The organism is Pedobacter nyackensis (genome assembly GCF_900176505.1).
Lineage (GTDB): Bacteria > Bacteroidota > Bacteroidia > Sphingobacteriales > Sphingobacteriaceae > Pedobacter > Pedobacter nyackensis.
Genome location: NZ_FWYB01000005.1, coordinates 117,289 through 130,635, shown reverse-complemented (window position 1 = coordinate 130,635; position 13,347 = coordinate 117,289). Strand labels below are relative to the sequence as shown.

General features: G+C 39.0%; 12 protein-coding genes. 7 read left to right on the top strand and 5 right to left on the bottom strand.

The features are described 5' to 3' along the window. Window positions 1-466 precede the first annotated feature (466 nt). The 4 genes from B9A18_RS11530 (at window position 467) to B9A18_RS11515 (ending at window position 3,408) form a co-directional block, all read left to right on the top strand. Window positions 467-727 (top strand): type II toxin-antitoxin system HicA family toxin, encoded by a 261-nt coding sequence (locus B9A18_RS11530; RefSeq protein ID WP_084289444.1) that lies wholly within the window; start codon window positions 467-469, stop codon window positions 725-727. Then, window positions 711-1,085, top strand: coding sequence for a type II toxin-antitoxin system HicB family antitoxin (locus tag B9A18_RS11525; protein ID WP_084289443.1), 375 nt, complete (start codon window positions 711-713; stop codon window positions 1,083-1,085). Before B9A18_RS11530 ends, B9A18_RS11525 begins: the two co-directional genes overlap by 17 nt. 102 nt (window positions 1,086-1,187) lie before the next feature. After that, window positions 1,188-2,792 (top strand): Na+/H+ antiporter, encoded by a 1,605-nt coding sequence (locus B9A18_RS11520; RefSeq protein WP_084289442.1) that lies wholly within the window; start codon window positions 1,188-1,190, stop codon window positions 2,790-2,792. A gap of 25 nt (window positions 2,793-2,817) precedes the next feature. Next, window positions 2,818-3,408, top strand: a complete 591-nt coding sequence (locus tag B9A18_RS11515; RefSeq protein ID WP_084289441.1) for an acyl-CoA thioesterase — start codon at window positions 2,818-2,820, stop codon at window positions 3,406-3,408. Between the two features lie 14 nt (window positions 3,409-3,422). On the opposite strand, the gene lpxB is transcribed toward B9A18_RS11515, so the two are convergent. The 3 genes from lpxB to surE are packed head-to-tail and all read right to left on the bottom strand — an operon-like array spanning window position 3,423 to window position 5,657. Continuing rightward, complete coding sequence (gene lpxB / locus B9A18_RS11510; protein ID WP_084289440.1) at window positions 3,423-4,526, bottom strand: lipid-A-disaccharide synthase; 1,104 nt, start codon at window positions 4,524-4,526, stop codon at window positions 3,423-3,425. Further along, the gene (locus tag B9A18_RS11505; RefSeq protein ID WP_084289584.1) at window positions 4,526-4,804 is read right to left on the bottom strand and encodes a stationary phase survival protein SurE; all 279 of its coding nucleotides are present in this window, start codon (window positions 4,802-4,804) and stop codon (window positions 4,526-4,528) included. The genes lpxB and B9A18_RS11505 overlap by 1 nt, the downstream gene beginning before the upstream one ends. 4 nt (window positions 4,805-4,808) lie before the next feature. Beyond that, window positions 4,809-5,657 carry a 5'/3'-nucleotidase SurE gene (gene surE, locus B9A18_RS11500; protein ID WP_084289439.1) on the bottom strand — a complete coding sequence of 283 codons (849 nt, stop codon included), beginning with the start codon at window positions 5,655-5,657 and terminating at the stop codon, window positions 4,809-4,811. A gap of 217 nt (window positions 5,658-5,874) precedes the next feature. Here surE and B9A18_RS11495 point away from each other — a divergent pair, with 217 nt between their 5' ends. Further along, window positions 5,875-8,808 carry a M16 family metallopeptidase gene (locus tag B9A18_RS11495; protein ID WP_084289438.1) on the top strand — a complete coding sequence of 978 codons (2,934 nt, stop codon included), beginning with the start codon at window positions 5,875-5,877 and terminating at the stop codon, window positions 8,806-8,808. A gap of 172 nt (window positions 8,809-8,980) precedes the next feature. On the opposite strand, the gene B9A18_RS11490 is transcribed toward B9A18_RS11495, so the two are convergent. Next, on the bottom strand, window positions 8,981-9,385 hold the full coding sequence (locus tag B9A18_RS11490) for a hypothetical protein (protein WP_084289437.1): 405 nt from the start codon (window positions 9,383-9,385) through the stop codon (window positions 8,981-8,983). 901 nt (window positions 9,386-10,286) lie between these two features. Next, window positions 10,287-12,185 carry an acetate--CoA ligase gene (gene acs / locus B9A18_RS11485; RefSeq protein WP_084289436.1) on the bottom strand — a complete coding sequence of 633 codons (1,899 nt, stop codon included), beginning with the start codon at window positions 12,183-12,185 and terminating at the stop codon, window positions 10,287-10,289. 340 nt (window positions 12,186-12,525) lie between these two features. Here acs and B9A18_RS11480 point away from each other — a divergent pair, with 340 nt between their 5' ends. Further along, a complete protein-coding gene (locus B9A18_RS11480; protein ID WP_084289435.1) occupies window positions 12,526-13,014 on the top strand; it encodes a MauE/DoxX family redox-associated membrane protein in 489 nt (162 codons plus the stop codon). Window positions 13,015-13,129: 115 nt separating this feature from the next. Next, entirely contained in the window at window positions 13,130-13,324 is a 195-nt protein-coding gene (locus tag B9A18_RS24980; protein ID WP_144009479.1) for a hypothetical protein, read from the top strand. Window positions 13,325-13,347 lie beyond the last annotated feature (23 nt).

Below are 13,347 nucleotides of genomic sequence, written 5' to 3'. Positions count from 1 at the left end.
AAGCTGTTTCATAGCTATGAAACAGCTTTTCTTTTTTAAAGCTAGAAAGTTTCAAATCCTCAATCCCCCCCTTTGAATTCAAAAATCTCTAGTATGAAATCTAGCAGAACACCCTAAACAATAAACAATAAAACAACTGAAAATCAATGCGTTACAGACAAAAACACAAGATGAATTTTAGAAGTCTTCCCATGACATCCCAAGCTTAGAGGTACACACCAGGTACCTCGTTGGTCCTTACACTAATGAGGTACCTATAACCTACCTAGCGGGTACCTAAAACCAACTTATTTGTCTAAAGGACCTCTCAATCGTGAATTGGGCCAAAACTAGGCCAGTCTATTTATTTAATTATTCTTTACCAATTTCATTTGGTTTTCGCATAGATTTAAAGTATTCAAAAAACTTCAAGCACTTTTTAATGTGTAACTATTTCTTAGTTACACATTAAATTATATATATTTGTATGAGCAAAATAGATAAACTATTAGCACGGTTATGCGCTAAGCCAAAAGATTTTACCTGGCAGGAAGCAATCAGAATTCTAAACTATTATGGTTTTGAAGAAATTAAAAATGGTAAAACCGGAGGGTCTAGAAGAAAATTTGCAAATAAACAAAAGGACGTGATAAGCATGCACGAACCACATCCGGGAAATATTTTAAAAAACTATCAAATTGATTTAATCATACAAAAAATTAATCAGGATTATGAAGAACTATTTTGAGTACAATGGGTATATCGGCTCCGTAGAATTCAGTGCAGAAGACCGCGTATTTTTTGGAAAAATTCACGGAATAAATGATTTAGTAACCTTTGAAGGTGCATCTGTTGATGAACTGGAACAAGCATTTAAAGAAGCCATTACAGATTATTTAGCCACCTGTGAGGAATTAGGCAAAAGGCCTGACAAAGTATACAAAGGATCCTTTAATGTAAGGGTTTCAGAAAAACTTCACCACGATTCTGCACTGTTGGCTAAAAAGAAAGGAGTCAATCTTAATGAAGTTGTAAAAGCTGCGCTAAGCTACATGGTACAACATGAAGATTTACTTAATAAAGAAAATCTGTCGGTACAGCCTTAGCCCAACACATCTTTCATTTTCACCTACTCCGAGGGGTTGGGGAGCCTGATCTGGCTAATAAAAAACCATAAAAAAGAATGTTCAATTGTTTATTTTTAGCACATGATTCATGCGAACCTCCTTTTAATCCTTGCCTTATTTTTTGCTATGGCTCTTCTTTTCCTGCTGAGCCAACGATGGAAAATCTCTTATCCTATTTTTCTGGTAATAGGTGGACTTGGGATTAGTTTTATTCCCGGCGTCCCTCCAATAAACATCAATCCTGATATTGTATTCCTTATTTTCCTGCCTCCTTTATTATTTGAAGCAGCATGGTACACCTCATGGAACGAGTTTTGGAAATGGAGAAGGTCTATATTCTCGCTTGGTTTTGCTTTAGTATTAATCACCTCATTGGCTATTGCCTACTTCTCGGTGAGCATTTTACCGGGCTTTACACTCGCATTTGGCTTTTTACTGGGAGGCATCATCTCACCGCCCGATGCGGTTGCTGCAACCTCTGTTTTAAAAGGGGTAAGTATGCCTAAAAGAGGTTTAACCATACTGGAAGGAGAAAGTCTGGTAAATGACGCGGCCTCACTGACGGTATTCAGATTTGCTTTAGCAGCGATATTAACCGGTCAGTTCGTGTTCCAAAAGGCTGTTACAGACTTCCTGATTCTTGCTATAATGGGTGTAATAGTCGGTTTGGTTATTGCCCACCTCCTTTACTTTGTACTTAGGTACTGGGCAAAATCATCAAGTATTACCACTCCAATCACACTCATCGCTCCTTATCTGATGTATATCGTTGCAGAGGAGTTTCATTGGTCGGGGGTACTGGCAGTAGTTAGTGGCGGACTCTTTTTATCATTCCGATCTGGCGATTTCTTAAACTACCATACCCGCCTGCAAGCGAAAGAGGTTTGGGCAACGCTTGGTTTTCTCTTAAATGGTTTTGTATTTATCCTTATTGGATTAGAATTACCTGTGATCGTGGCAGGCCTGGAAGGCTATTCAATGGAAGAAGCAATAAAAGATGCCTTAATCATTAGCGCAATTGTGATTATTGTTAGAATTGTTCTCGTTTATGCTTCGGCTTTTATTCCGAGGCTTTTAAGTCCACGGATCAGAAAAAAGGAGAAAAGTCCCGGTTTAAAACTTCCATTCATAGTAGGCTGGGCAGGAATGCGGGGTGTGGTTTCTTTGGCCTCGGCATTAGCGATTCCACTTACTTTAAACACAGGTGAGCCTTTCCCGCACCGCAACATGATCTTGTTTATCACCTTTGTGGTAATATTGGTAACGCTTGTATTTCAAGGGCTAACGCTCCCTATTTTTCTGAGGCTGCTAAAAGTTGAAGAAGTAGATGAACATGTACCTGAAGATGAACAGATAGAGACCATCCGTTTACAACTGGCAAAAGACTGCGTAAGCTATCTTAATGATAAATACAGTGCCGAAATGAGCCAGTTTGAAACCATCGCCCGAATTAAAGAACAACTGGAAAGAAGCATAAACGCCACACAACGTACTTTAATGGAGCAGACTCAGAAAGAACAGGTAACCTCTGTAAGAAAGCTATACCGGGAAATTATGCTGGAATTGATTGCCTTAAGGAGAAAAGGGTTAAAGAAAATGACAACAGAAAAAAAATACGACCACGAAGTATTGCGTAATATGGAAGATAACCTTGACCTTGAAGAAGCCAGGTTAAATAAACACTAAGATCTATCCACCTAACAAACAAATTATGGAAACCAGGGAACAAACTGAAACTACTACGATCTATAAGCCTGTAAGCTTTTCTGAAACTATACTTACAGAATTGATGATACCGGCCTATTCTAATTTTGGAGGTAAGATACACGGGGGTATTTTACTTTCGCTGATGGATAAGGTAGCTTATGTATGTGCAGCCAAGCACGCCGGTAATTATTGCGTAACGGCATCAATTGATACCGTTAATTTTTTAGCGCCCGTTGAGGTTGGCGAGTTGGTATCCTTAATGGCTTCCATAAATTATGTTGGCAACACATCGCTGGTAGTTGGAATAAGGGTAATCTCTGAAAACGTTAAAACCAATCAGATGAAACATACCAACACCTGTTACTTTACCATGGTAGCTAAAGATGACAACAATGAGCCAGTTCAGGTACCAGGTTTAACATTGGAGAACCAGGAACAGGTACGGCGATTTATTGAAGCTAAAAGCAGAATCGACATCAGGCGTCAATACCGTAAAGAATTAAATGGTATAAACATCCCGGAAAAAGACGAACAATGTCGCTTACTTCTTGAAGGAGAACGCTGTCGGGTAGCATATAATGGCATAAAAAAATGATCCTTTTATGGCAACTACCCTTTCAAGTAAGCAAGAATCAGTTTAGCAGTACGCGCAGAAGCTCCGGCAGTACCCATTTTTGCCGATAACTCTTCATAATCGTTCAACATTTGTTCTCTTTCCGTACCGGTTAAGATGCCACTTAGCGTACTCGTAATCTTCCCGGTATTACAATCATTTTGAATGAGCTCGGTAACCACAGCCCTATCCATAATTAAATTAACCAGAGATATAAAACGGATCTTGACCAATGCGCGTGCTATGGCTACAGAAATGGCTCCACCGCGATAAACCACTACCTGAGGCACATGAAAAAGTGCGGTCTCCAATGTTGCCGTGCCTGAAGCAACGATAGCTGCTTTGGCCACATGCAATAGATTATAAGTTTGTGCAAAAACCAGCTTTACATTATCTGTTTTAATAAATTGTCTGTAATAGGCTTCATCAAAACTTGGCGCCGCAGCTACTACAAAATCGTAATCAGGGAAAGACTGAGTTACACTTAACATATCTGGTAAAAGGCGCTCTATTTCTTGCTTGCGACTACCAGGTAACAAAGCAATGATATCTCTTTCAAGATGATATTTTTTTCTAAACTCAGCGTCCGGTGTAAATTGCGCGATTTCATCCAGCAAAGGATTGCCTACATAATCGACATCCATCCCCCATTCCTTGTAAAAATCAACCTCAAATGGCAAGATGCAGAACAATTTATCTACAATCCGCTTAATTTTAAGCACACGTTTCTGATTCCAGGCCCAAACCTTTGGCGAGATATAATAGCAAACTTTGATGCCATTAGCCTTTGCAAATTCAGCAATCTTCAGGTTAAAGCCAGGAAAATCTATCAGAATAAGCACATCAGGTTTATAAGCCAGTATCGCCGCTTTGCAGGCCTTCAGATTTTTAAAGATGGTACGAAGATTTAACACTACTTCGGTAAAGCCCATAAAAGCCATTTCCGAATAATGTTTATCCAGCACACCACCTTCGGCATGCATTTTATTGCCGCCATAATACCTGAATTCAGCATTGGCATCCTCAGCCTTTAAGGCTTTCATTAAATTGGCTCCGTGCAAATCACCAGATGCCTCTCCTGCTACTAAGTAATACCTCATTAACGGCTCATTTTATAAAAGAAAAAAGCAAAGGCCCAGATAAAAGTAGCACTGATAATGCCCCGACCGATATTTTCCTTATTCAATTTAAAAAAATAATGCATTAGCAGCGCATTTACAGCAATGCATCCAATCAGTAACAGATCGGCCTTAGCTAGAAAGGCAAATTTGTGCATCAGATACCAGACTACCGAAAGCAATATTCCAGGGATCACCAATCCGATGCCCAAACCAATAAATACAGAATTCTTAATTTGTGTTAGTCGACTTCCTATCATCTGATTATCCAAGTGAAGGGCCATCAGGTGCTGCAGTTCTTCTTATTTCTTCCGTTGTTGCAGAAGGCAATCCGGGAACATCAAAAGTCCAGCTGTTCAATACCGGAATAGCATGATGAGCAGTAAGATCGAACTGTACCGGAACTACCGACACATACCCATGCTCCAATGCCCAAACGTCTGTATCCTCACCCTTATCATTATTTTGAAAAACACCTGTAAGCCAGTAATACGGACGTTCATAAGGATCTTTTCTTTCATCAAACTCTTCCGCCCATTTGGCATTCGCTTGTCGGCAGATTTTTATACCCCTTAGGTCATCACCATTAGGGAAATTAACATTCAGCAAAGTTGCCGGTGGTAATCCATGTTCCAGAACCTGCATGGAAATCGTCTTAATGAACTTTTTACAGTGGCTAAAATCCGCCTGCTGAGAAAAATCATCCAGTGAAAAGCCTATTGAAGGAATGCCCTCAATAGCACCTTCTACGGCGGCCGACATGGTGCCTGAATAGATTACATTGATAGAGTTATTTAAACCATGGTTAATTCCTGAAACGCATAGATCAGGCTTTTGGCCTTTAAAGATCTTGTTTACAGCGAGCTTTACACAATCTACCGGGGTACCCGAACATTTATACATTTCTACTCCCGGATATAAATCTACACGATCAAAACGCAATGGCTTTCCAATAGTAATAGCGTGGCCCATGCCCGACTGTGGTCCATCTGGCGCCACAACCACCACATTACCAATTTCCATCATTACATCGATCAGGTTTTTAATGCCTGGAGCTGTAATGCCATCATCGTTTACGACTAAAATATTGGGTTTTGAATTTTGCTTCTTCATGTAATTATATTAAGGGTATACACAGTTAACTAAATAACTTATGTAGCAGTAAAAGTACAAGAATTCGGGCAAAAAACTTAGGTTTCAATTTATATTTGCCCCCGGGTTATAACGAGTCGCTGTAACTTATTAAACCGATTTGTGTCAAAAGTTTATTGATAAGAGCAGGGAAGATACATCCGGGCTAAATAAAAAAACTAACTAATAATTATTCTAAATGAAACACAAACTATTGCTGCTTGTCTGCTTATTAATTGCAGGGACAAGCTTGATGGCTCAATCTACCTATCAGTGGAAAACAGCCTCATCTGGTGGGTACAGTTATAAGTACGTAACCAACGACCCTACAAAATCCCGTTTCTACACGCTAAAAAACGGACTTACCGTTGTACTCTCTCCAAACACAAAAGAACCCATTATTGAGTTCCGTCTGGCTGTAAGAGCAGGAAGCAACACTGATCCGGCTACCGCAACAGGCTTGGCCCATTATCTGGAGCATTTATTATTTAAGGGAACGGATAAATTCGGAACCATGGACTATACAAAGGAAAAGCCATTATTGGATAAAATCTCGACGCTTTACGAGCAATACCGTGGAACTACAGATCCGGCAAAACGCAAGGCGATCTATGCCGAGATTGACAAAACTTCTGGCCAAGCATCTAACTTTTCTATTGCGAACGAGTATGATAAAATGATGAAATCTATAGGCGGGCAGTCGACCAACGCACATACCTGGTACGAAGAAACCGTTTACAAAGAGGATTTCCCTTCCAATGCAACAGATCAGTTTTTAGCCTTGCAGGCAGAACGTTTCCGCAGTCCGGTGTTCCGTATTTTTCATACTGAGCTGGAAGCCGTTTACGAAGAAAAGAACCGCGGTTTAGATAACGACACCTGGAAAGTACAGGAAAAAACTTCAGAAAAGCTATTCCCAACACATAACTATGGTCAGCAAACCACCATCGGAACAATTGAGCATTTAAAAAATCCTTCACTTGTCGAGATCAGAAAATACTACAATAAGTATTATGTGCCAAACAACATGATCATTGCAATGGCCGGCGACCTTAATCCGGATGAAATGATTAAAAAAATAGATCAGTCTTTCGCCTATATGAAGCCAAAACCGCTTGATTTATACAATCCTGCACCTGAAAAACCACTTACCACAGTCCAAAAAGTTGATGTATATGGTCCTAGTGCTGAAAGCGTAAAAATCTCTTATAGAGGCTATGCAGAAAGTACTACCCAAAGTATGTTGCTTGATCTTATTTCCAGCATCCTTTCAAACGGGAAAGCCGGTTTAATAGACATTAATTTATTGCAGCAACAAAAAGTACAGGGTGCCGGTGCAGGTTACCAGCAGATGAAAGATTACGGTATCTTTTCTTTATATGCACAACCTAAACAAGGCCAGACATTGGAGCAGGCACAACAACTTTTATTAGATCAGATCAACATCCTTAAAAGTGGAAAATTTGATGAAAGCCTGATCAAGGCCACTGTAGCCAATAGCAAATTAGGTCTATTAGAGGCTTTCGATAAAAACGTATTCCGCGTTGAAGCCCTTACTAACGAGTTTATACTTAATCGTGGTGCAAACTGGGACAAGTCGTTAAACACTCCTGATGCCATGTCGAAAATCACTAAAAAGCAGATTACCGACTTTGCCAATCAGTTCTTTAAAGACAACTATGTGGTAACCTACAAGCACAAAGGAGAAGATAAAAGCATTGCAAAAGTTGAAAAACCTGCCATTACTCCTGTTAACACCAATGCTACTGAAACGTCGGGCTTCGCTAAAAGTTTATACACCATGCCGGTAAAACCAATTGCGCCTAAATTCTTAGATTACAAGAAAGACTTAAACTTTGGTAAAGAAGGCATAGCTGATGTAATTACCGTTCAAAACAAAGACAACAGTATCTTTAGCTTAACATACAGGTTTGATGTTGGTGCATGGAATTCCCAATTGCTACCTTATGCGGCACAATACCTCACTTTTTTAAATACGGATAAATATTCTGCTGAAGAGATCAACAAGCAATTTTACAATATCGCCTGTAACTATAGCTTCAGCGTGGGTAACGAAAATGCAGCCATCACCATCACAGGATTACAGGAAAACTTTGATAAGGCAGTAAGTTTAGTGGAGTATATCTTTGCTAATTGCAAACCCAATGAGCAAGCCCTCTCCGAGCTTAAAAACCGTATTTTAAAAGGAAGGGACAATAATAAATTAAACAAAACTGCCATATTAGGTGGTTTAACTACCTATGCACAGTACGGTGCAAATAACCCTTTTAATTATACGCTAAGTAATGATGCTATTAAAAACATCAGCTCGGAGCAACTAGTGGATATCATCCATAACATCAATAAGTACAAGCACACAATTACTTATTTCGGTCCGAAAACACTTAGTGATTTTACAGCAGAAATCAGCAAATTACACAAATTGCCCAGTGAATTTACCGCTGCGGCTCCTGTTAAAAAATTCAGCTATACCAGCACTGGCAGCAACCAGGTTTTGTTTGCTGATTACGACATGGTACAATCAGAAGTAAGATGGGTACGTAATAGTGGAACTTACGATTCAGCACTCGCATCAAAAGTAAACTTATTTAACAGCTATTTTGGTGGTGGTATGGGCTCTATCGTATTCCAAACCATCAGAGAGTCGAAAGCATTGGCTTATTCTACCTTCGCTGTTTATTCTTCACCTGATAAAAAAGATAAGGAATATGCGATGGTTGCCTATGTTGGAAGCCAGGCAGACAAAATGAATGAGGCTGTGAAAGGAATGAATGAGCTATTGAACGATCTTCCAAGAGCAGACAAATCTTTCGACGTATCGAAAGGGAATGCCTTAAATGCGATTGAAACAAACAGGATCACCAAGCAAGATATCATTTCTGCCTATTTTGCGGACAAGAAACTGGGATTTGATCACGACTCAAGAATAGATGAGTACGTTGGTTTAAAACCATTAAATTTTGCTGATATCAAAACATTCCATCAAGAGAAAGTGGCAAACAAGCCTTATACTTATTGTATTGTTGCTTCCGAAAAAAATGTAAAAATGGAAGACATGGAGAAATTTGGAAAGGTTACCAAATTATCATTAGAGCAGATTTTCGGGTATTAATACCCGATGGCACCCATCATTAAAGGGACTGATGTCCCCGGCATAGCGTTATCAACTTTATGCCGGGAACTCGTCTTTAAGCAAATTGTTTATCGCGTATACGTTGTTTTTGTTTCAGTAAAAAAACTTCTTTCATTTCCCCCGGCAATTCATATTGTTATGAATAAAACAATTAGGGATTTTGCTTTACTAGCATATCTTTAATTTGATGAGCTGTTTTTACAGCTTCACCTTGCGTTACCGCCATTACATAAATGCAAATTAGGTCTCCTTCAAAAAAGTACTGTCCGCTAAAGGCAAGTTCAGCACGCTGCAGGTCAGTAACCAGGTAAGTCGTAACCATATCATTTTTCCGGTTAAACTGGATAAAATAGCAGTCTCTGTTTATATCGGTGTAAAAAACAGGATTAAGGTGGCATTCTATAATTTCGGCGTCACCGAAAGTTCTAAACCTATTTATATAGGCTCTGGCAGCATCTAAATCATCAAAGGCAACCTGGATGGGGATTCCCAGTTCGTCGTTAAATTCCTTAATGTAATAAATAGTTTTTTGGTCTTCGAGTTGAGTGAGTTTCATACTATTGATTTTAAAGATGAATAATATGAGTCCCGAGGGAATTTAGAAATAGCTTGATGATCGGTTTTAACCGCAGATAGGGGTAAAACGAAGATGCACCATAGCGAGCTCTAAATACCGCCCTGGCAGGCTTCTCACGGCCTATGGACACGGATTTACAATAGAGCCCATAACGCTATAGTGCACCTTCAAAAGTACAATAATATTTGTTATGGGCATTAATCTATTGTCCCTGTCCTGCATTTGTGAGAATTAGCCAGGAGAGACTCTTTAAATTAATACCTCATTTAAGAAGTAATTCGATATGTTGTTTATATTTCTCTATTTCATAGGCTTAAATTTTCGGTTCTATATCAGGCATATATGCTTATCCCAATATAGCTAAAAAAACTTAAAACTACAATAATTATCAAATAAATTAACACAAAAACACAAACAGTAAAATACTGGAAAGAAATCCAATATTTTAACAATCCATTAAGCACCAAAAACCTGCCCCAGGTATAAACTATCAGCAACTATGTTTCCTAATATAATACACATCTATACCTCTTGTATGCCTCTTATATGCCTTTTGTATGACTGGCCTCCTGCTTCGGTGATCATTCGCTATCGCGACGGTGTTGGTTCGGTTCAGACTAAGGCAACCCTAACTGAAAATTGAACAACGTATGAAGTATATACGTTTGAATAGAAAAGGTATACTGGAGGTACACTGGAGGTACACTGGACCTATACAGAATCGATGAGGTTGTGTCTTATACTTGTCTTATACCATTTTGGATATCGGAATTCAAGGTATAAATCCGAACGAGATACTATAAGCGATTACTCTTTTGAAGAAAAGGGGAAATAACGATTGCTAATTCCCCTTTTCTTTTAAATATCGCGTTTGGCGGGCTTATTTCAATTTACCTGCTTTTTCAACAATTTCAGTTACCACTGCTGGATCAAGCAATGTAGAAACATCACCAATTTGTTGTGTTTCTCCTTCTGCGATCTTTCTTAAGATTCGACGCATAATTTTCCCGGAACGTGTTTTAGGTAAGCCTGATACGAATAAAATTTTATCCGGTTTGGCTATAGCGCCAATTACTCTGGTAACTGTTTGAAGAATATCCCTACGGGTTAGATCTTCATCGTTATGCACATTAGGATTAATCACGAAGGCATAAATACCCTGACCTTTCACATCATGTGGATAGCCTACTACAGCACTTTCTACTACACCGGCATGCATATTAATTGCATTCTCTACCTCAGCAGTACCAATTCTGTGCCCGGAAACATTGATCACATCATCTACCCTTCCTGTAATTCTGTAATAGCCATCTTCATCTCTTAAACAGCCATCACCCGTAAAATACAGGTCTTTATAAGTGGAGAAGTAAGTTAACTTGCAACGTTCGTGATCACCGTAAGTTGTACGTAACATACCTGGCCATGGGAACTTAATACACAAGTTACCATTCACCCCGTTTCCTTCTATTTCCTTACCCTGTTCATCAACCAAAATTGGTTGTATTCCGGGTAAAGGCAAAGTTGCAAAACTTGGTTTCGTAGGCGTAACATTCGCAATCGGCGAGATCATGATACCACCGGTTTCAGTTTGCCACCAGGTATCTACAATCGGACATTTACTTTTTCCGATTTTCTCATCAAACCAATGCCATGCTTCTTCATTTATCGGTTCGCCTACGGACCCTAAAACCCTCAGGGAGCTTAAATCAATTCCTTTTAAGGGTTCTTCGCCAAAGCTCATTAACGAGCGGATGGCTGTAGGTGCGGTATATAAAATGTTTACTTTATGTTTTTCTACTACCTGCCACATTCTTGAAGCATCAGGATAAGTAGGGATTCCCTCGAACATTAAAGTGGTAGCTCCCTGTGAAAGCGGACCATAAACGATATAAGAGTGACCGGTAATCCATCCGATATCAGCCGTACAGAAGAATACCTCATCAGGCTGGTAATTGAATACATTCGAGAAGGTATATCCGGCATAAACCATATAACCTCCAATAGTATGTACCACACCTTTAGGTTTTCCCGTAGAGCCTGAGGTATATAAAATAAACAACAGATCCTCTGCATCCATTTCTTCCGCCGGGCAATTGGTATCTACCAGTTTAATTTCATCTTCCCACCAAACATCTCTGCCTTTCAGCATAGATACAGCCATACGGGTATGGGTTAAAACGATTACCCGCTCTACTGTAGGACAGCCAATCAGGGCATCGTCAATTACTTCTTTTAACTGTATTTGTTTGCTTCCTCTAAATGCACCATCAGCAGTGATTACTACTTTACATTCGGCATCATTGATACGGTCGGCAATAGACTTAGCAGAGAAACCTCCAAATACTACGGAATGGACTGCACCAATACGTGCACAGGCCAGAACAGCTACAGCAAGTTCGGGCACCATTGGCATATAAATACATACCCTGTCGCCTTTTTTTACACCATTCTTTTTTAAAACGTTGCCAAAACGACAAACCTGCTCATGTAATATTTTATAGCTTAGGGTGATGCTTTCTTTTTGCGGATCATTTGGTTCCCAGATTATGGCCGGTTTATCTCCATTTTCTGCCAAATGACGATCTAAACAATTCTCAGTAATATTGAGCTTCGCCCCTTCGAACCACTTAATATTGGGTTCTGAGAAATTCCAGGATAATACTTTATTCCATTTCTTTCTCCATTGAAAATTATTAGCTATCCCCTCCCAAAACTGTTCAGGGTAATCTACACTATACTGATAAGTTTTTTGATACTCTTCAAATGATTTAATTTGCATGGTTTAATTTGTTTCGGTACTAAAGTTCAAATATAACTTTATTAAAAAGCTATCAAAACTTTTATAAAATTTTTTACTGCAGTATGCTTTCCATTGCCAATTTAATAAAATATTTCCTTTTATGCATCTTCCTTCCTTCAGCTGAATCATCGTTATCCTATCTTTAAAAAGGGAGGTAAACAATGCGATCAAACTTCATTTGAGTACAATTAAATAAATGTAAAAATTTATCCGGGTTAAAGAAATTCACAAACGTTTTTTAAGTATATTGGCATTTTACATTTTTTTATAGAAAAATGTACTGCAATTTTACTTTTAGGGAAATACAATAAGGGACATCATGGAAACTACATTAAACAAACAGACGGCCTTTCGTCTGTCTGCTAAAACCCGCGAAATCATCATTGATATAATTGCTTATTCATTCATTATACTTTTTATGTATACTGCAGCGGATAAACTACTAACCATAAAGTCTTTTGCTTCCACATTGGCCAAATCCCCATTAATCGGTAGTTACCATATGATCATAGCCTGGGCAATTCCAATCATTGAAATTATCATCAGCATTATCCTGATCATTCCATCAGTTAGAAAAGCGGGCCTACAAGCTTCGCTTCTACTTATATCTGCATTTACCCTTTACCTGATCTACATGGTTCTTTCTGGCAGTAAATTACCTTGTCATTGTGGAGGTGTAATTAGCGCCATGACCTGGCAGCAACATATCTGGTTTAATCTGGCTTTTGTAACGCTCGCAATTTTCGGCCTTACTATAATCAGAAAAGAAGAAATATATCAACAGCTCAAATTAATTAATTTTACATAAAATGAACAACATCAAAAAAGGAGCAATTGGCGTTCTCGCAGCTGGGCTAGCATTTGGGGTCAGCATGTATTCTACAAAAGAAACTCAGACTGTTTTTACTTATTACAAGACAAACATGGACTATCCTTCACCTACTGATCCCAGAGGCTACGAATATTATTCCGGAGATAGGTGTGAAGCCGGGGGGACTCTATGTACTGCAAATTGGGAGTTAGGGAGTAATCCAGCGCCAAGTAATGACGGAGATCCTCTGCCAACCACTGGTGTTACATTCCAGTCTAACTCTGTTACATCTGGTCATTTTGAATAAAAAAATAAAGAGGTTGCCTTAGG